The organism is Streptomyces thermospinosisporus (genome assembly GCF_039526425.1).
GTDB lineage: Bacteria > Actinomycetota > Actinomycetes > Streptomycetales > Streptomycetaceae > Streptomyces > Streptomyces thermocarboxydovorans.
Genome location: NZ_BAAAIZ010000009.1, coordinates 128,599 through 146,794 on the forward strand (window position 1 = coordinate 128,599; position 18,196 = coordinate 146,794).

Here is an 18,196-nt window from a genome sequence, read left to right on the forward strand (position 1 = left end):
CGCCGCCCAGGGCGTGCCGTTCATCCTGTCGTCCGCCTCCAGCACGCCGATGGAGCAGGTCGCGGAGGCGATGGGCGACGCGGAGCGCTGGTTCCAGCTGTACTGGCCGAAGGATCCGGAGGTGGCCCGCAGCTTCCTGGGGCGGGCGAAGGCCGCCGGGTACTCCGTGCTGGTGGTCACCCTGGACACTCCCCTGCTGTCCTGGCGCCCCCGCGACCTCGACCAGGCGTATCTGCCGTTCCTGCGCGGGGTGGGCACCGCCAACTACTTCTCGGACCCCGCCTTCCAGGCGGGACTGGCCAAGCCCGTGCACGAGGACCTCAACGCGGCGGTGCTGCACTTCGTCGGCATGTTCTCCGACCCGGCCAAGACCTGGCCGGACCTTGCCTTCCTGCGGGAGAACTGGGACGGGCCGATCATCCTCAAGGGCGTGCTGCACCCCGACGACGCGCGGCTCGCGGCCGACGCCGGGATGGACGGGGTGGTGGTGTCCAACCACGGCGGCCGTCAGGTGGCCGGGGCGATCGGCGCGGCGGACGCGCTGCCGGGCGTGGTGGAGGCCGTGGGCGACCGGCTCACGGTGCTGTTCGACAGCGGGGTGCGCACCGGCGACGACGTGTTCAAGGCGCTGGCGCTCGGTGCGCGGGCGGTGCTGCTCGGGCGGCCGTACGTCTACGGGCTCGGGCTCGACGGGCAGGCGGGCGTCGAGCATGTGATCCGCTGTCTGCTGGCCGAACTGGACCTCACTCTCGCCCTGTCCGGGCACGCCGGGTGCGCCGGCGTCACATCCGTTGATCTAATCTAGGGCTGTCTTTCGGATCTTGTCGCTTCCGGTGGCGGTGCCCTTTCCGCCGGCCCGAGCGGGGTCTGGTGCGTGCAGCTGCAGGGCGGAGGAGGGCGGCGACGCGAGGAGGTCCTCCCGCTCGACGCAGCCCGAGCGTGGGGAAGTCGCCGACCGACGACAACGCCGCAGATGTGCGGGCCAGAGCTCGCATCGCGCGGCGAGATCCGAATGGCAGGTCCAGGGCCCGGCCTGGCGGGCCGGCGGGCATCCGCCCCGGCCGGAGTGACGCTCGCGCCCCCGCCGGGGCTGACCGAAGCAGACCCTTGCCCGCTCGCGCGGGCGAGCCTCAGCCCCGCCCCGGCTCGGCGGACCTTGGCCCGCACTGGCCAAGGCAGACCCTCGCTCGCTTCGGCCGGGACATGCCCTTGCCCCGTGCTGGCCGGGGGCAGGCCCTCGCCCCCCAGCCGAGGCAGGCCCTCACCCGCCCCGGCCGAGGCCGACCCTTGCCCACCCGGGCTGGGGCGCACGTCGGCCTGTCCCGGCCGGGGCGGTTCACCTCATGACAGGGGCTCGGTCAGCGAGGCGTGCCGGGCCGCCCGGGTGGCGGAGTCGCTGATCGACAGCGAACCGGAGGCGGTGTCGCCCACCGGGTCGGTCACCCAGCGCTGGCCCGTCGTCTGGTCCCGCACCTTGACGACGATGTCAGCGTTCGCGTCGAGGCCCGCCGGGGTGAGGGCCAGCTGCGGGTCCCAGCGGGGCAGCAGCTCGCCGAGCGGGGTCAGGTCGTAGCGCACGTCGTCGCCCCGCCCGTCGTCCGGCTCGACGCAGGTGCCCAGCACCACGACACCGGCGTCCTTGTGCGAGTCCAGGCACAGCCCGGGGTCGGCGACGCTGCGCAGCAGCCCGTCATCCTCGATCGTCCACTGCTGGCTCCAGCCCGGGGAGCAGTCCGCGAGCCGGATGCCGGCCCCGTCCCGGGGCTCGCCCCGGGTGTCGAGGCACAGCCCGGAGCCGGCGTTGCGCAGCCGCACCTGCCCCGCTGCCGTGGGCAGTCCGGCGACGCCGGGCGGGGACACCGACGGCACGACGCCCCGGCCGCCCGCGCTGCTCCTGGCTCCGGTGGGGTCGGCGCCCCCGCCGCCCGGCGAGGAGGGTCCGGCGATGAGCACGCTGACCAGCACGCCGGCCGACACGGCGCCGAGACCGGTGAGCAGCGTCCGGGTCGAGCGCACCGGATCCGGCAGGCTCAGGTCGTGCAGCCGGGCCGGGACGGGGATGCGGGCCAGCAGCCCGTGGCGTCCGCTGCCGCCGTGACCGCCGTGACCGCCGCGGCGGCGTCCGCGGCGCGCAGTGCGCCCGCCGTGGCCGGAGGAGGAGCGGCCGGGGCGGGAGTCGAGATAGCGGCGGGCGCCCCAGCCGAGGACCGCCTCGGCGATGAGGGTGCCGAGACCGCCCTCGAAGTGGCCGAGCTGGTCCGCCGCGTCACGGCAGTGGCGGCACTCCGCCAAGTGGTTGCGCACGTCCGGCAGCAGGCCCCCGCCACGGCGGATCGGGACGTCGAGCAGGCGGTTGTAGAACCGGCAGTCGTTGCTCGGTGCCAGTTCTTGATGGGCATGGAGACATGCCTGACGGAATCTGTCCCGGGCCTGTTCGAGAGTGCCCGAGGCGATGTCGGCGTCCATGCCGAGCAGTCCGGCGGGCACGGATATGGGTTCGGCCTCCACCTCGACATGCCAGAGCAAACAGCGCGCATGTCCGGGCAGCGACCGAAATGCCCGCTGGGCGAGCGTGCGATTTTCCGGAGTCAGGGTGGTGGCGGCGCGCATGCCGCGCCCGCCCGCCGGTTTCTGCAAGCCCGGCAGCGCATTTGTTATTCGATCGTCTTCCGCCCACGCGCGGACCGTGTCCCGTACGGCCACCAGGAGTTCCGGGCGCAGCGCGGCGGCCGATTCCCCGGCGGTGACCCGGTTCAGGACGCGGTGCAGGGCGGCCGCGGCGACCATGGCCGCGAGCCGCCCCGAGGAGGCGAGGCAGACGGTGGCGTAGTCGTACATGGACTGCCAGTGCCGAGCCGTCAGCAGCGCGACGGAATCGGCGGCCTCGCCCTCCGGACGGCCCCGCAGCCGGGCGGCGAGGGACTCGTCGGACTCACCGTGATCCCCGCCGGGCGGCGGGAACGGAGGTCGAGGGGGGTGGGGGGTGGGCACTGAGATGGTTCCTTCCCACGCGCAGGTGACACAGGAGTTGCGGTACGCCGAAAAGGAAGCCCGACTGGTTCATACCTCTTTGGCGTGAGCGCGGGGAGCGCGAATTCACCGCCGGTGAATCGGACCCGGTTGCTCAACACGTGTGCGATCCCCGGTCTTTACCCCCCGCGGATGGCTCACTCTCGCACAAGCGGCACATGTGCAACAAGGTGCATGAGGAAGATCTGCGCGTTGACAAAAAGTCAGAAAGAAAAAGGGGTGCGTTCTTCCTCGAAACGACTTTCGGTCCGGGTTTTCGGGCGGTCCGCACACCCCGTGTGAACGGCACGCCCCAGCCGACCGCGCCGCGCACGCTCCCGGCGCACGCCGGGGCGTAGTCAACTGGTCACGGCCCTTCTCGGAGGTCAGGCGCAGGACGGCGGCTCTCCTGCGCGAACGGCCGCCGGCCCCGTTCTCCTCCCGCCCTCGGCCGGCGGCCCGAGGGGCCGCACACCGCTCCCCCGCCTCGAGCGTCCGCCGCGTCCGGCGGTCAGATCTGCCAGGAGCGGAGCCGGTCGGCGGCCCCGTAGATGTCGGTCTCACCGGACATCAGATCGCGCGCCAGGTCGACCAGCGCCCCGTAGGGCGGGTCGATGCCGACGCCGCTGACGAACATGTACGCCACCGCGGTCGCACAGGCGAAACGCGCGTTGGCCGACGGCAGCGGCCGGAGCACGGCGAGGGTGTGCAGCAGGGCCGCGGCCCGCCAGGCGGGGTCGGAGTCCACACCGAGGCGCGGCGGGTCCACGCGGTGCCGGGCGACGGCGGCGACCAGCGCGGAGAAGTCGTTGATGACGGGCTGGTCCGGGAGGACCTCCTCGTGCCGCTGGAGCAGCCAGGGCACGTCGATGTGGAGGACGGATGCCATGGGTCAGGCGACCCGCCCCTCACCCTTGGCGGGAGGTTCGTCGTCCGGGAAGGCGGCCGCGAACTCGTCGGCATGGGAGGAGAAGAAGCGGCGGAAGGCCTCCGCCCCCTCCTGAAGCGCCCGGTGGCGGGCTATGTCGGCCGCCGCCGCCTCGCGCACGAGCGCCTTCATGGACGTACCGCGCTCCTTGGCGATCTGCCGCAGGTCCTCTAGCTCGCGGTCACTGAACTCCACGTTGAGAGCTGGCATGGCTTCACGGTACCGCTCGGGTACTGGGTCGTAAATAGCCCCAGGTCACAGGGGATACGCAGCGGTACCTGCCGGGCGCGGGCAGTGAGGTGCGCATGAGACCCGCGTCACACGCCCGGCGAGGTGTGTCACAGACCGGCCCCCCTATTCCGTCACAGGGCTGTCAGGTGCGTACACGGGAGGGCGCCCATGGACGGCACAAGAAGAGGGGAACGGCTCGCCGACTGGTTCGACGGGCGGCTCGGCATCCACAGGCTGGGCCGGAAGTATCTGCGCAAGGTCTTTCCCGACCACTGGTCCTTCCTGCTGGGCGAGATCTGTCTGTACAGCTTCGTGGTGCTGGTCCTCACCGGCGTGTATCTGACGCTGTTCTTCCATCCGTCGATGAACGAGGTGACGTACCACGGCAGTTACACGCCCCTGAACGGGGTGCGGATGTCCGAGGCGTACGCCTCCACGCTGGAGATCAGCTTCGAGGTGCGCGGCGGGCTGCTGATCCGGCAGCTGCACCACTGGGCGGCGCTGGTGTTCGTCGCCGGGATGCTGACGCACATGATGCGGCACTTCTTCACCGGCTCCTTCCGCAAGCCGCGCGAGGTCAACTGGCTGTTCGGCTGGCTGCTGCTGTTCCTCGGCCTGTTCGAGGGCCTCTTCGGCTACTCGCTGCCGGACGACCTGCTGTCCGGCACCGGGCTGCGGTTCGTGGACGGCGCGCTGCTGTCGGTGCCGGTGGTGGGGACGTATCTGTCGATGTCGCTGCTGGGCGGCGAGTTCCCCGGCGACGACGTGGTGGCCCGCTTCTACTCCCTGCACGTGCTGGTGATCCCGGGGATCATGGCGGCGCTGGTGGTGGCCCATGTGCTGCTGGTGGTCCACCACAAGCACACCCAGTTCGCGGGGCCCGGCCGGACCGAGCGCAATGTCGTGGGCGCCCCGTTCCTCCCGGTCTACCTGGCGAAGGCCGGCGGCTTCTTCTTCCTGGTCTTCGGAGTGCTGGCGCTGCTCGCGGGGGTGGCCACCATCAACCCGGTCTGGGCCTACGGGCCGTACCGCCCCGACCAGGTCTCCACCGGCGCGCAGCCCGACTGGTACCTGGGATTCGCCGAGGGGCTGGTGCGGATCATGCCGGGCTGGGAGATCGATCTGCGGGGACACACGCTGGCCCTGGGGGTGTTCATCCCGATCGTGGTCTTCCCGCTGCTGCTGGCGTTCATCGGCGTGTATCCGTTCCTGGAGGCCCGGTTCACCAAGGACGACCGCGAGCACCACATCCTGGACCGGCCGCGCAACCGTCCCGTCCGCACCGGCATCGGCGCGGCCTGGATCAGCCTGTATCTGGTGCTGCTGGCGGGCGGCGGCAACGACCTCGTGGCGACCCGGCTCCATCTGTCGATCAACACGGTCACCTGGGCGGTGCGCGTCGCGGTGTTCGTCGTCCCGGCCGTGGCCTTCGTGGTCACCCGCCGCATCTGCCTCGGGCTGCAGCTGCGCGACCTCGAGCTGGTGGAACACGGCAGGGAGACCGGGGTGATCAAACGGCTGCCGCACGGCGAGTACGTGGAGGTGCGCCGGCCGCTCGACCAGGCCCGCAGGTACACGCTGACCGCGCACCGGCAGCCCGCCGCGGCGGTGGAGCGGGCCCGGACCGGCCCGGGGCACGCGGCACCGTCCGGACCGGATCCGGAGTCCGGCTGACGCGGGGACGACCGCCGGTCGCGCGGGCCGCTTCCCCGGGTCGAGTGGTACTCCGGAACCACGCGGCCTCCCGACACACTAGGCTGGAACTCAGGCGATACACCGGTTCACGGTGAGTGTGCGCGATGGAGTGGCGACGATGAGTCCGGACGACCCGTTCGACGATGCCGAGACGGCCCGGGCCGTGATCGCCGCCGACGGCACCCTCACGCAGTGGAACGAGGGTGCGCGGCTGCTGCTGGGCCACACGGCGGAGGAGGTCGTCGGCCGCCCGGCCGCCGAGCTGCTGGCCGAGGAGGAGCCCACGCCGCGGCCCCCGGTGGACGCCCGGTGGAGCGGCACCCTCACCCTGCGGCACCGGGACGGCACCACCGTCACCGCCTGGATCCTCGCCCACCGCAGGGACCGGGACGGGGAGGGGCCCGGGGACTGGCTCGCGGTGTCGCCGCTCAAGCCCCCGGACGACGAGCAGACCGACGATCCGCTGGTCCGGGCGGCCGTGTCCCAGTCGCCCTGCGCCACCATGGTGTTCGACGAGCATCTGCGGCTGCGCGGGGTCAACGACGCGATGGCCGAGCTGCTCGGGCTGCCCGCCGAGTATCTGCGGGGCCTGAGGCCCACCGACGTGGGCGGCCGGCACCAGCACACCGAGCTGGAGCAGAACCTGCGCCACGTGCTGCGCACCGGGCGGCGGCACGACATGGAGACCTTCATGAAGGCCACCGGCGAGACGCGCGCCCACGCCTGGCTGGCCAGGATGGCCCCCCTCACCGACCAGGCCGGCCGGGTGCGTGGGGTGTGCGTGACGGCCCACGACTTCACCGGCCAGTACCGGGCGAGAGAGCGGCTGCAGCTGGTCAACGAGGCCAGCATCCGCATCGGCACCACCCTCGACGTCACCCGCACCGCCCAGGAGCTGGCCGAGGTCTGTGTGCCCGCGCTCGCCGACTTCGTCAGCGTCGACCTGCTGGAGCCGCAGGAGCCGGGCAGTGATCCCGTCAGCCCGCTGAACCCGCCCGTCGTCCTGCGCCGGGTCGCCCATCACTCCGTCATCCCGGGCAGCCCCGAGTCGGTCGCCGACACCGGTGAGGTGGTGGTCTACCCGGCCGCGGCGCCCCAGGCGGACTCGCTGATCGCGGGGCACAGCATCATCGCCTCGGTGTCCGCCGGCGATCTCGACCCGTGGCTGCAGGTGGACGAGGTCCGGGCCGCCCAGATCGAACGGTTCGGCGTCCACTCGATGCTGTCGGTGCCGCTCCAGGCGCGCGGCACCACGCTCGGCGTCGCCGCCTTCACCCGCTACCGGCGCCCGGAGGCGTTCACCCACGACGACGTGCTGCTGGCCGAGGAGGTCAGCGCACGCGCCGCCGTTTGCATCGACAACGCCCGCCGCTACTCCCGCGAGCGCGAGACGACACTGACCCTGCAGCGCAGTCTGCTCCCCCGTCATCTGCCGAGCACGGCCGCCGTCGAGGCGGCCTCCCGCTATCTCCCGGCCGCGCGCTCCGGGGTGGGCGGCGACTGGTTCGACGTGATCCCGCTGTCCGGGATGCGGGTGGCGATGGTGGTCGGCGACGTCGTCGGGCACGGCATAACGGCCTCGGCGACCATGGGCCGGCTGCGCACGGCCGTGCGCACCCTCGCCGACATCGACCTGGCCCCGGAGGAACTCCTCACCCACCTCGACGACCTGGTGCTGCACCTGTCGCAGGAGTCGGGCGACGGCAGCCCGGGCGAGATCGGCGCGACCTGTCTGTACGCGGTGTACGACCCGGTGTCGCGCCGCTGCACCCTGGCCCGGGCCGGGCATCCGCCGCCCGTGATCATCCCGCCCGACGGCCCTGCCCGGCAGCTCGACCTTCCCACCGGGCCGCCCCTGGGACTCGGCGGGCTCCCCTTCGAGTCCACCGAGATCGACCTGCCCGAGGGCACCGTGCTCGCCTTCTACACCGACGGACTGCTCGAGTCACGCACCGGGGACGCGGAGGCCGGCCACGCGCTGCTCTGCGAGGCGCTGGCGCACGCGCCCTCGGGCCCGCTGGACGAGACCTGCGACCGCGTGCTGCACACACTGCTCCAGCCGGGCGGCACGGCGGACGACGTGGCGCTGCTGGTCGCCCGCACCCACGGGCTGCCGTCCTCCCAGGTCGCCACCTGGGACATCCCCGCCGATCCGGCGCTGGTCGCCCCCATCCGCAAGCAGGTCCTGGACCAGCTCGGCGTCTGGGCGCTCACCGACGCCTCCTTCACGGCGGAGCTGGTGGTCAGCGAACTGGTCACCAACGCCATCCGGTACGGCGCCCCGCCGATCCGGCTGCGGCTGATCCACGACGGCTCCACGCTGATCTGCGAGGTGTCCGACACCAATCACACCGCGCCGCATCTGCGCCGGGCCAAGACCTGGGACGAGGGCGGCCGGGGGCTGCTGCTGGTCGCCCAGCTCACCCAGCGCTGGGGCAGCAGACACACCGCGGAGGGCAAGACCATCTGGGCGGAACTCGGGGTACTGGAGGAACAGTGAGCGCGGGCCCGCCGCACCACCGCGTCCGGGCCCCGGTGAGAGAGGTGGACCATGGCGTACGCACGGCGCCCGGTGTGGCTCGCGAGCGCGGTGGCGGTGCTCGGCACCCTCGCGGCCTGCGGCACCCAGACCAGCGGCGCGACCCCTGCTCCCTCCGCTCCCGCCGGGCGGAGTTCGCTCTCCTCCCCTCCACCGGCCGTGCCGAGCGACACCGTCGCCGCGTCCGTGCGCTCCGCCGCGCGTTCCCCCGCCACGGGTACGGCCGAGCGGTCCGAGCCGGCCGAGGCGTCCCGGTCGGCGGCGTCGTCTGCGCCGGCCACGAGCTTGCCGTCCGCGAGCCGCTGCCGGACGTCCGAACTGAGCGCGAGCATCGGCCGGATGGATCCGGGGGCCGGGCAGCGCAACTTCCCGGTGGTGCTGACCAACGGCTCCTCGCGCACCTGCACGGTGTACGGCTACCCGGGTGCCGCGTTCGTGGACGCGGCCGGACGGCAGCTCGGCCCGGACCCGGTGCGCACCCCCGGCGAGCCGCGCAGGGTGACGCTGGCGCCCGGCGAGAGCGCCTGGGCGGGACTGCGCTATTCGAGCCCCGGGATCTCCGGCGCCCGCACGGCCCGGCCGGCCGCGCTGCTGGTCACCCCGCCGGACGAGCGGGAGCCGCTGCGGGTGCCCTGGAAGGCCGGTGAGGTGCCGGTGGCGGGCAACTCCTCCAAGGTGTTCCTCACGGTGCTGCAGCCCGGCACCGGCCCCTGACTCAAGGGGCAGGATCAGCGGCGCGGGCGGCCGGTGAGCCGGGCGGGGCCGGTCGGCTCGGTGTCCCAGTGGACGGCCTTCAGGCGGGGGTCGGCCGGGACGGCGGTGCCGAGCGTCCAGCGCTGGGGGTCGTCGTCGGTGCGGACCTTCAGGACGAGGGCGCCCGAGCCGTCGGTGGCGGCGGGGGCGAGCGCCAGCCGCTGGTCGGAGCGGGGCACGAGGGTGCCCTGGACGGTGTAGTCGTAGCGCACGTCGGTGCGCCGGCCCGAGCCGCCGGTGCAGGCGCCGAGGCGCACCTCGTAGCCGATGCGCGAGTCGAGGCACAGCTCGGGGTCGGCGGCGTTGTGCAGCCGCCCGTCGGTCTCGTACGTCCACAGCTGGTCGTCGGAGCCGGAGCAGCGGGCGAGCACGGCCTCCGCGCCGGTGACGGCCCGCCCGCCCGCGAGGCCGACGCACAGACCGGAGGTGGTGTTGCGCAGTGGCCCGCGCAGGGCGCCCTCGATGACCCGGCCGGTGCCGATCCAGGACGGGTCGCCGCCGCCCGGCGGGCTCGCTCCGGCCCCCGGTGTACGGGAGGCCGGGCCGCCGGCGCGCGGCGGGGTACTGCCGGTGTCGTCGTCGGACCCGATGACGGCCCACAGGACGAGCGGGAGGACGATCAGGCCGCTCAGACCGAGCACACCGGCGACGAAGTGGCTGCGGCGGACGGCTCTGCGGCGGGGAGCGGCGTGCCGGGGTCCCGGTGCGGGGTGGTCGCGCCGGGCCGGCGAGCCGGTGCGGCGGGGCGCCGGGAACGAATCGGACGTCTGCCCCGGAAGCGGCTCGGCAATGGGGTGCGAAAAAGACTCGGCATACCGCGAACGGCCCGTTTTCCCACCGAATTGGTCGAACGCCTCCGCGCCCGCGCCCGGGAATTCCACGATGTTTTCGAATGTGCGCTCGCCGGTGAGATCTCCGGCGGCCAGCGCGATATCCATCAGGTGCCGGGCCGGCGGTATCCCGCCCGGCCGGGCCGGCTCGTCGGCCGCACGGGCCCTGCTCGTGACGTAGTCCCGGGCGCGCCAGCCGAGGACCGCCTCCGCCAGGGCGGTGCCGATGCCGTCGTTGAAGCGGGTGAGCTGGTCCGCGGCGTACCGGCAGTGGGTGCAGCTCTGCAGGTGCCTGCGCAGGTCGGGGTCGAGGGCGACGCCGGTGCGGCGGCAGCTGACGTCCAGCATCCGCAGATAGCTCCGGCACTCCTGGTCCGGGGCGAGTTCGCGGTGCAGCTGGAGGCATTCGTCCCGGAACCGGGCCTGGGCGCGCTCCAGTTGCAGGCGGGCGTTCTCCTCGTCGGTGCCGAGCAGCCGGGCGGGCACGGCGAGCGGTTCGGACTCGGCCTCGGCGTGCCACAGCAGGCACCGTGCGGACTCGTTCAGCCGCTGGAACGCCCCGGAGAGCAGGCGGCGTTCGGGGCGCGGCAGCAGCAGCGCGGCCAGCCGCCCGGGGTCTCCGGCGGCGGCCCTGAGGGAGGGGTGGAGCAGGTCCCGCCGCTCGTCGGCGTGCCACTCGGCGGCGATGCGCCGGACGGTCACGAGGAGCCGTGGACGCCAGGCGGAGGTGGGGCCGCTGAGCCGCATGGTCTCGCCGAAGAGCCGGGTGAACGCGGCGGTGGTGAGCATGCCGGCGGCGCGGGCGCCACCGGTGCACAGGCCCGCGTAGGTGAAGGCCGCCTCCCAGTGCCGGTCCAGCAGTTCCCCGACGGGGTGCAGCGCGGGTGCGGCCCCCGTCCAGGTTTTGAGCTCGGCGCTCAGCTGCTCGTCCGTGAGGCCGTAGGAGCGGGACGAGTCCGGGGAATCGGACGGGCCGGTGCGCTTCACGGCTGCGTTCCTCTCGGGGACGTTCAAGAATGCGTTGTCTGCACGCCGACGGCGTCACACCTTTGCACAGTACGGCGATGGGGAACAAGGGATTCCACGGTTTCTCCTCCGCCCCCGCAGCCCTGTGTTCATTGACTTTTTGTCAATGTCATTCGGTGCCGGGAATTCACGCCCGCAGAAAAAAGGGTTGTCCGGGGCTCGGCCGGAGCCGCAGGATCCCCTCATGTCCAGATCCGCACTCCTGCCGCGCTCATGAGCACGGCCCTCGTCTCCGGGCTGCTCGCCGGGTACGGCATCGCCGTGCCCGTGGGCGCCGTCGGGACCTATCTCGTCTCCCTCACCGCCCGCACCAGGCTGCGCACCGGCGTCTGCGCGGCGCTCGGCGTCGCCACCGCCGACGGCCTCTACGCGCTCGCCGCGGCGGCGGGCGGCTCCGCCCTGGCGTCCGCGCTGCGGCCGGTGCTGGGGCCGCTGCGCTGGGCCTGTGTGCTGGTGCTGCTCGCGCTGGCGGCGTGGAGCGCGGGCGGCGCCGTACGGCAGTACCGCGACAGCCGGCTCGCCACCCGCACCGCTCCCGCTCCCCCGGACCCGTTGCGGGCGTACGCCGTGCTGCTCGGTGTCACGCTGCTCAACCCCACCACCGTCATCTACTTCGCGGCGCTGGTGCTGGGCGCGCAAGCGGGTGCCTCGGCCTCCTTCACCGAGCAGGCGGTGTTCGTGGCGGCGGCGTTCGCCGCATCGGCGAGCTGGCAGGTGCTGCTGGCCGGCGGCGGGGCGCTGCTGGGCCGGACGCTGACCGGGCATCGCGGGCGGCTGGTGACGGCTCTGACGGCCGCCGCGGTGATGACGTTCCTCGCCCTGCGGATGGCCGTGTCGCACGGATGATCCCCGGGGGTCCGCGGTGTTGTATCGGAGTGGCACAGCCGACAGCGGAACGACGATGGGACGGATGAGCATGCCTCTTGAGGGAGAGTACGAACCGAGCCCGAGCCGGTGGGTGCGGGAGCAGGTGGAGCTGTACGAGCGCTCGGGCGGCACCCAGGGGACGACCCTGCAGGGGACGGACTACCCGGTCGTCGTGCTCACCAGCCGCGGGGCGAAGTCCGGAAAGCTGCGCAAGAACCCGGTGATGCGGGTCGAGCACGAGGGACGCTATGCGGCGGTGGCCTCGCTGGGCGGGGCGCCCAAGCACCCGGTCTGGTACTTCAATCTGAAAGCCCACCCGCAGGTGGAGCTGCAGGACGGCCCGGTGAAGCGGGACATGACGGCCCGTGAGGTCACCGGGGCGGAGAAGGCCGAGTGGTGGAAGCGGGCGGTGGCGGCCTATCCGCCGTACGCCGACTACCAGAAGAAGACCGACCGGGAGATCCCGGTGTTCGTGCTGGAGCCCGTCGACGGCGACTGACCGTCCGCCGCCGCCTCGGGCGGCCTCATGCACCACCGGCCTGCCCGCTCCGGAGGGATTCGGCGGATTCCTTGCCGTCCGGTGTGCATGAAGTCCGCGGGGACGGGCACGTGAGTGTCAGGCCCCGCCGCGTTCCCCCGTCGCGGCGGGGCTCTCCCATGCCTCGCACGCCTCGGCGGCCCGGTGGTCGGTGACGTCCAGGAAGATCTGCTCCGCCTCGGGCGCGATGCCGGAGATGGACCGCTTGATGCGCACGGCGACCTCCTCCACCCGCTCGCTGTCCAGGCCCGGTGCCAGGTCGACCCGGGCCGCCACCAGAGCCGTGTCCAGGCCCGTCTTCATGGTGAACAGCGCCTCCACGCTGTCGATCTCCGGCTGGGCCCGCAGCAGCGCCCGGATCCGCTCGTCGGCCTCCGGGTCGGCGGCCTCACCGATCAGCTGGGCGCGGGCGTCGCGTCCGAGCCGGAAGGCCACGTACACGAGCAGGGCGCCGATGGCGAGCGAGGCGGACGCCTCCCATACCACCTGCCCGGTCGTCATGTGCAGCACCATGCCGGCCGCGGCCAGGGTCACGCCCAGCACGGCGGTGCCGTCCTCGGCGATCACCGTGCGCAGCGCCGGGTCGCGCAGTCCGCCGCCCTGCCGGCGCACCTGGTACAGGGCGCGCAGCAGCGAGGCGCCCTCGGCGAGGAAGGCGACAGCGAGCACGACGAGTCCGGTCGTGTAGCCGCCGGTGGCCTGTGCCCCGCCGCCGTGCAGGGCCTCGACGCCCTGGTAGAAGGAGAAGCAGCCGCCCATGATGAAGATGCCCACGGCGGCGAGGAGCGACCAGAAGAACCGCTCCTTGCCGTAGCCGAAGGGGTGGCGCCGGTCCGGCGGGCGTCGGCTGCGGCGCAGGGCGGCCAGCAGGAACACCTCGTTCATGCTGTCGGCCACCGAGTGCGCCGCCTCCGACAGCAGTGCCGGCGAGGCCACGGCGAGCCCGCCCACGGCCTTCGCCGCCGCTATCACCACATTGGCCCCGAGCGCCACCAGCACGGTGATCCGGGTCTTGCGATCCGATCGTGTACTCACGTCGGGCGATTGCCCCGGTCGGGCTAGGTCACACCGTGCCGGCCGCGGAAAACGGGGAACGCGGTCACAGGGACCTGAACGGGAACGGCGAGGAGGAGGCGACCATGAGCCGCGACGGCGGGGACGGCGGCAACAGTGCTTACGGCAGGAAGGCCTTCCGGCGGTCGAAGCCGCATTTCCGGGACCGGATCACGGCGGACGGACGGGACGGCTGGCCGGTGGAGCCGGGCCGGTACCGGCTGGTGGTCAGCCGGGCCTGCCCCTGGGCGAGCCGCGCGCTGATCTCCCGGCGGCTGCTCGGGCTGGAGGACGCGGTGTCGCTGGCCGTGGTGGATCCGATCCAGGACGACCGCAGCTGGCGCTTCACCCTGGACCCAGGCGGCCGGGACCCGGTCCTCGGCATCCGCTATCTCAGCGAGGCCTACGACCGGCGGGAGCGGGACTACCCGGGCGGGGTGAGCGTGCCGGCGATCGTGGACGTGCCGTCGGGGAAGCTGGTCACCAACGACTACCAGCAGATCACCCTGGACTTCGCCACCGAGTGGACGGCCCTGCACCGGGACGGGGCCCCGGACCTGTATCCCAAGGAGCGGCGCGACGAGATCGACGCGGTGATGGAGGACGTCTTCCGGGACGTCAACAACGGCGTCTACCGGGCGGGCTTCGCCACCGGTCAGGAGGAGTACGAGGCGGCGTGCCGGGATGTGTTCCGCCGGCTGGAGCTGCTGGCCGAGCGGCTGGAGCGGCAGCGGTATCTGGTCGGTGACACCATCACCGAGGCGGACATCCGGCTGTTCACCACGCTGGTGCGGTTCGACCCCGTGTATCACGGCCACTTCAAGTGCAACCGCTGGAAGCTGACGGAGAACCGGGTGCTGTGGGCGTACGCCCGCGACCTCTACCAGACGCCGGGCTTCGGCGACACCGTCGACTTCGACCACATCAAGCGCCACTACTACCAGGTGCACACCGGCATCAACCCGACCCGCATCGTCCCCCTCGGCCCCGACCTGTCGGGCTGGCTGACGCCTCATCACCGCGAGGAGCTGGGCGGGCGGCCGTTCGGGGACGGCACCCCGCCGGGGCCGGTCCGCGCCGACGAGGAGGTTCCCGCCCGAGGGCGCCCCCGGCCCCCGACCGACCAACCACACAGCCGACCGAGCTAGGAGATCCACGTGGCGAAGAAGAGCAAGAAGTCGAAGCTGCCGCTGGCGTACAAACCGATCGGGTTCGCCCTGAGCTGGACGGGCGGAACCCTGGCCGGGCTCGCCTTCCAGAAGATCTGGAAGGTGATCCGGCACGAGGACGACGCGCCGGACGCGCTGGACCGGGACCGCCGCTGGGGCGAGATCCTGCTGGCCGCCGCGATCCAGGGAGCGATCTTCGCGGCGGTGCGCAGCGCCGTGGACCGGGCCGGCGCCAAGGCCATCGAGCGCTCCACCGGCACCTGGCCCGTCACCGACAAGGAGAAGGGCCGCGACTGACCCGCCGCTGAAGCCCTTCGGGGCGCACAACGGCCGGGCGCGGGGAGCGTGTTCTCCGCGCCCGGCCGTGTCGTGCGCCCGGCGGGCGGGGCGGGCGGTCTCAGCCCTGCTTCGGTGCGGTGGAGGGGCCGCGGCGCAGGGTGAAGGAGTGACCGGCCGGGTCGGCGTAGCCGCGTTCCTCCAGCGGGCCGCCGGCATCGGTCGCCTCCAGCGGGCGGCCGCCGAGGCCCACGATCCGGCGTTCCGCCGCGTCGAGGTCGTCCACCACGAACTCCAGGTGCGCCTGGAGGGAGTTCTCGGGGCGGGGCCAGCTCGGAGCGGTCGCGTTCATGTCGCGGCGCAGCGCCAGCCGGAAGCCGTCGGCGGGGCGGAGCTCCACCCAGTTGGCGCCCGCCTCGGTCTCCTCCGCGTCGAGCAACTCCCGGTAGAACTCGGCCAGTTTTTCGGGTTCGGCGCAGTCGAGCACCACCACGCCCGCCGTCACCACAGTCATGTCTCCTCCGCGGGTCCGCCGCTCGCGGGGCGGCCTGCGCCCCGCCCTGTAGGGGACGGATATCCCCGCCGAGCAGAATCAGTCGGGCGACGCACCGACGACCGCAAATCGAAGACATATGTCAATCGAACATGCTCAAAATCTGTCGAGCGAGGGTAACTTGCTTGACGGCGAACGGCGTTGGCGTCGTCCGCCCGTCCCCGCGGAACCCCGCGCACGGAGCAGGCTGGAGGCGATGGCGTCGTGCGGCACGAATCTGCACCGCTGACCCGGCATCTGCGCGTCCTGCGGGAGCGGGGGCACACGGTGCTCGAGTTCCGCGGTGAGATCGACATCGCCGCGGCCGAGGAGATCGTGCCGCATCTGGACGCGGCGACCGCGGGGCCGGACCCCCGCGTGGTCATCGACCTCTCCCGGATCGAGTTCTTCGACTGCTCCGGTCTGCGGCTGCTCTACCGGGCCCGGCACCGGGTCGCGGACCGCCACGGCCGGCTGCACCTGGTGTGCGCCCACCCGCTGACCCTGCGCATGCTGCGGATCACCGGCCTCTCCCGGCTGCTGCCGCCCCGGCCGACCCTGGAAGCGGCGCTGGAGGCGGCCCAGGAGCAGCCGGAGGCCACGTCGGACCCCGTCTGACCGTCAGGGGAGCGTCCGCATCGCCGCCCTGGTCGCAGGGCCTGTCAGGACCTAGGGGTGTCCGCAAAGTCCCGCCTGCTCCGCGACGCCCCGCACGCTCCCCCAGAGGGGGTACCCCCACTCGCCGCACCGGGCGAACACCCGAGTACCAACCAGTACGCGGGTGTCCGCCCGGCACGCCGAGAGCACGCACCGGACGCCGCGGAGCCCGCCCTCCGGGCGGACGACGCGACTTTGCGGACACCCCCTAGGCGACCGGCTGTGCGTCGAACAGGGCGCTGACCGACTCCCCGTTGTGGATGCGCCGCACCGCCTCGGCGAGCGCCGGGGCGATGGACAGGACCCGCAGCTTGCCGGTGTGCTCCTCGGCCGGCACCGGCACGGTGTTGGTGCACACGATCTCCAGTACGTCCGGCTGCTCGCTCAGCCGCCGCAGCGCACCGGCCGCGAACAGCCCGTGCGTACAGGCGACCCGGATCGACCGAGCGTCCAGCTCCCGCAGCCGCTCCAGCAGCGCGAACACCGTGCTGCCCTTGGCGATCTCGTCGTCCAGGACGATGACGTCCCGCCCGGCCACGTCGCCGATGACGGAGCTGATGCGCACCCGGTCGTCGGCGAACCGCTGCTTGGCGCCGGCCGCCACCTCGGCCCCGATCAGCCGGGCGAAGTGGGCCGCCTCCTTGGCGTTGCCCAGGTCCGGGGAGACCACGGTGGTCCGGCTCAGGTCGTACTGGCGGAAGTGCGCGGCCAGTTCCCGCAGGGCGTGCAGATGGTCGACGGGCACCGGGAAGAAGCCGTGCACCTGGGGCGAGTGCAGGGTCATCGTCAGGACCCGGCTCGCGCCCGCCGCCACCAGCAGGTCGGCCACCAGACGGCCGCCGAGCGAGATGCGCGGGGCGTCCTTCTTGTCGGAGCGCGCGTAGGAGTAGTGCGGCATCACCACGCTGATCCGGGACGCCGACGCGCCGCGGGCCGCGTCGCACATCATCAGCAGCTCCACCAGGTGCTCCTGCACCGGCTTCACCAGCGGCTGCACCAGGAACACGTCCCGCTCACGGCAGTTGGCCTGCAGCTGCACCTCCAGGCAGTCGTTGGCGAAGCGGCTGACCTGCGTCGGGCTGAGCGGCACACCGAGATGGGAGCAGACCTCCTCGGCGAGTTCGGGGTGGGCGCTGCCGCTGAACACGGCGATGTCTCGCACGACGGGTCTCCTCGCATGATCATGTGTCCCGGCCGGGATCATGCTACTGGCCTGCGGCACCGCCCAGTTGCAGGCGCACGGTCCGCGGGCTGCCGGTGCGGTGTGCGCCCCCTGTGTGCATCCGGTGAGCATCGTGCGCGCAGCGGTCCGCCTCCCAACGAGCCTGTTTGTCACGGCAGATGGGGGCATCCGCTCGGGTAGGAAGGAGGGCCGTCCGCCATGACGACTCCCATCGGGCGCCTGTCCGGGCGCATGCCGGGCTGGGTGAAGGTGCTGAGCACGCTGGTGCTGCTGTTCGCGGTGCTGCTCGCGGGCATCCGGCTGATCGGTCTGCCGGGCCTGAAGGACGTGTTCGGCACCGAGTCCCGTGACCGCAGCGGTCCGGCGCTGCTGAAGTCGATCCAGGACATCAGCCGCTACGAGGCCGCCTCCGGCAACTTCCAGGTCGTCGTCGACCTGGAGAAGGACGCCAAGTACCTGCCCGACGCGCTGCGCGGCAGCCGCACCCTGTACGTGGGGGCCGGCTCCGTGGACGCCTATGTGGATCTCGGGAAGGTCGGCGAGGACGCGGTGCGGGTCGACGAGGACCGCACCTCCGCCACGCTGCGGCTGCCGCACGCGCGGCTGGGCGATCCGGCGCTGGACCCCGAGCGCTCCTACGCCGTGTCCAAGCAGCGCGGGCTCTTCGACCGGCTCGGCGATCTGTTCTCGGACAACCCCAACGGCGAACAGGCCGTGCAGAAGCTCGCCGTGCGGCACATCGGCGACGCCGCGAAGGAGAGCGGTCTGACCGCCCGCGCCGAGGCCAACACCACCGAGATGCTTGAAGGTTTGCTGCGCTCCCTGGGCTTCGAGGACGTGCGCATCACCTACGAGGGCTGACCCGTTCCGGCAGGAAACGCCCCGCGTATCCCCCCCACGTATCCCCCAC

The 18,196-nt window shown here is 72.7% G+C and carries 17 protein-coding genes; 10 read left to right on the plus strand and 7 right to left on the minus strand.

Annotated elements, in window-relative coordinates:
* Window positions 1-805, plus strand: an 805-nt coding sequence (locus tag ABD207_RS04600; RefSeq protein ID WP_344010224.1) for an alpha-hydroxy-acid oxidizing protein, incomplete at its 5' end; no start/stop codon positions are given.
* Between the two features lie 536 nt (window positions 806-1,341).
* On the opposite strand, the gene ABD207_RS04605 is transcribed toward ABD207_RS04600, so the two are convergent.
* The 3 genes from ABD207_RS04605 to ABD207_RS04615 all read right to left on the minus strand — a co-directional run bounded on the left by ABD207_RS04605 (window position 1,342) and on the right by ABD207_RS04615 (window position 4,147).
* Complete coding sequence (locus ABD207_RS04605) at window positions 1,342-2,991, minus strand: RICIN domain-containing protein (RefSeq protein WP_344010225.1); 1,650 nt, start codon at window positions 2,989-2,991, stop codon at window positions 1,342-1,344.
* A 529-nt stretch (window positions 2,992-3,520) separates the two neighbouring features.
* A complete protein-coding gene (locus ABD207_RS04610) occupies window positions 3,521-3,898 on the minus strand; it encodes a toxin Doc (RefSeq protein ID WP_167990250.1) in 378 nt (125 codons plus the stop codon).
* A 3-nt stretch (window positions 3,899-3,901) separates the two neighbouring features.
* Entirely contained in the window at window positions 3,902-4,147 is a 246-nt protein-coding gene (locus tag ABD207_RS04615) for a hypothetical protein (RefSeq protein ID WP_167990248.1), read from the minus strand.
* Between the two features lie 189 nt (window positions 4,148-4,336).
* Here ABD207_RS04615 and qcrB point away from each other — a divergent pair, with 189 nt between their 5' ends.
* From qcrB to ABD207_RS04630, 3 genes are all read left to right on the plus strand, one after another.
* Entirely contained in the window at window positions 4,337-5,842 is a 1,506-nt protein-coding gene (qcrB, locus tag ABD207_RS04620) for a cytochrome bc1 complex cytochrome b subunit (RefSeq protein ID WP_344010226.1), read from the plus strand.
* A gap of 139 nt (window positions 5,843-5,981) precedes the next feature.
* Entirely contained in the window at window positions 5,982-8,363 is a 2,382-nt protein-coding gene (locus ABD207_RS04625) for a SpoIIE family protein phosphatase (protein ID WP_344010227.1), read from the plus strand.
* Window positions 8,364-8,414: 51 nt separating this feature from the next.
* On the plus strand, window positions 8,415-9,116 hold the full coding sequence (locus ABD207_RS04630) for a DUF4232 domain-containing protein (protein ID WP_344010229.1): 702 nt from the start codon (window positions 8,415-8,417) through the stop codon (window positions 9,114-9,116).
* 14 nt (window positions 9,117-9,130) lie between these two features.
* On the opposite strand, the gene ABD207_RS04635 is transcribed toward ABD207_RS04630, so the two are convergent.
* Window positions 9,131-10,972, minus strand: coding sequence for an RICIN domain-containing protein (locus ABD207_RS04635; RefSeq protein ID WP_344010230.1), 1,842 nt, complete (start codon window positions 10,970-10,972; stop codon window positions 9,131-9,133).
* A gap of 252 nt (window positions 10,973-11,224) precedes the next feature.
* On the opposite strand from ABD207_RS04635, the gene ABD207_RS04640 reads away from it, so the two are divergent.
* Window positions 11,225-11,857, plus strand: coding sequence for a LysE family transporter (locus tag ABD207_RS04640; protein ID WP_344010231.1), 633 nt, complete (start codon window positions 11,225-11,227; stop codon window positions 11,855-11,857).
* Between the two features lie 70 nt (window positions 11,858-11,927).
* Complete coding sequence (locus ABD207_RS04645) at window positions 11,928-12,377, plus strand: nitroreductase family deazaflavin-dependent oxidoreductase (protein ID WP_344010302.1); 450 nt, start codon at window positions 11,928-11,930, stop codon at window positions 12,375-12,377.
* 117 nt (window positions 12,378-12,494) lie between these two features.
* Here ABD207_RS04645 and ABD207_RS04650 read toward each other — a convergent pair whose 3' ends face one another.
* Entirely contained in the window at window positions 12,495-13,415 is a 921-nt protein-coding gene (locus tag ABD207_RS04650; RefSeq protein WP_425580625.1) for a cation diffusion facilitator family transporter, read from the minus strand.
* Between the two features lie 140 nt (window positions 13,416-13,555).
* Here ABD207_RS04650 and ABD207_RS04655 point away from each other — a divergent pair, with 140 nt between their 5' ends.
* Both ABD207_RS04655 and ABD207_RS04660 read left to right on the plus strand, forming a co-directional pair.
* Window positions 13,556-14,617 (plus strand): glutathione S-transferase family protein, encoded by a 1,062-nt coding sequence (locus tag ABD207_RS04655; RefSeq protein ID WP_344010233.1) that lies wholly within the window; start codon window positions 13,556-13,558, stop codon window positions 14,615-14,617.
* Between the two features lie 9 nt (window positions 14,618-14,626).
* Complete coding sequence (locus tag ABD207_RS04660; RefSeq protein WP_344010235.1) at window positions 14,627-14,935, plus strand: DUF4235 domain-containing protein; 309 nt, start codon at window positions 14,627-14,629, stop codon at window positions 14,933-14,935.
* 100 nt (window positions 14,936-15,035) lie between these two features.
* Here the strand turns inward: ABD207_RS04660 and ABD207_RS04665 are convergent, their stop codons facing one another.
* Window positions 15,036-15,428 (minus strand): VOC family protein, encoded by a 393-nt coding sequence (locus ABD207_RS04665; RefSeq protein WP_344010236.1) that lies wholly within the window; start codon window positions 15,426-15,428, stop codon window positions 15,036-15,038.
* A 243-nt stretch (window positions 15,429-15,671) separates the two neighbouring features.
* On the opposite strand from ABD207_RS04665, the gene ABD207_RS04670 reads away from it, so the two are divergent.
* On the plus strand, window positions 15,672-16,064 hold the full coding sequence (locus tag ABD207_RS04670) for an anti-sigma factor antagonist (protein ID WP_344010238.1): 393 nt from the start codon (window positions 15,672-15,674) through the stop codon (window positions 16,062-16,064).
* 247 nt (window positions 16,065-16,311) lie between these two features.
* Here ABD207_RS04670 and ABD207_RS04675 read toward each other — a convergent pair whose 3' ends face one another.
* Window positions 16,312-17,265 carry a ribose-phosphate diphosphokinase gene (locus ABD207_RS04675; protein ID WP_344010240.1) on the minus strand — a complete coding sequence of 318 codons (954 nt, stop codon included), beginning with the start codon at window positions 17,263-17,265 and terminating at the stop codon, window positions 16,312-16,314.
* 219 nt (window positions 17,266-17,484) lie between these two features.
* Between ABD207_RS04675 and ABD207_RS04680 the strand changes: the two genes are divergently transcribed.
* Entirely contained in the window at window positions 17,485-18,147 is a 663-nt protein-coding gene (locus tag ABD207_RS04680; RefSeq protein ID WP_344010242.1) for a DUF4230 domain-containing protein, read from the plus strand.
* Window positions 18,148-18,196: the final 49 nt, after the last annotated feature.

Coding starts and splice junctions, on each gene's coding strand:
- ABD207_RS04630 (WP_344010229.1), top strand. CDS start 8,415: ATGGCGTACGCACGGCGCCCGGTGTGGCTCGCGAGCGCGGTGGCGGTG.
- ABD207_RS04640 (WP_344010231.1), top strand. CDS start 11,225: ATGAGCACGGCCCTCGTCTCCGGGCTGCTCGCCGGGTACGGCATCGCC.
- qcrB (WP_344010226.1), top strand. CDS start 4,337: ATGGACGGCACAAGAAGAGGGGAACGGCTCGCCGACTGGTTCGACGGG.
- ABD207_RS04680 (WP_344010242.1), top strand. CDS start 17,485: ATGACGACTCCCATCGGGCGCCTGTCCGGGCGCATGCCGGGCTGGGTG.
- ABD207_RS04665 (WP_344010236.1), bottom strand. CDS start 15,428: ATGACTGTGGTGACGGCGGGCGTGGTGGTGCTCGACTGCGCCGAACCC.
- ABD207_RS04645 (WP_344010302.1), top strand. CDS start 11,928: ATGCCTCTTGAGGGAGAGTACGAACCGAGCCCGAGCCGGTGGGTGCGG.
- ABD207_RS04625 (WP_344010227.1), top strand. CDS start 5,982: ATGAGTCCGGACGACCCGTTCGACGATGCCGAGACGGCCCGGGCCGTG.
- ABD207_RS04610 (WP_167990250.1), bottom strand. CDS start 3,898: ATGGCATCCGTCCTCCACATCGACGTGCCCTGGCTGCTCCAGCGGCAC.
- ABD207_RS04615 (WP_167990248.1), bottom strand. CDS start 4,147: ATGCCAGCTCTCAACGTGGAGTTCAGTGACCGCGAGCTAGAGGACCTG.
- ABD207_RS04655 (WP_344010233.1), top strand. CDS start 13,556: ATGAGCCGCGACGGCGGGGACGGCGGCAACAGTGCTTACGGCAGGAAG.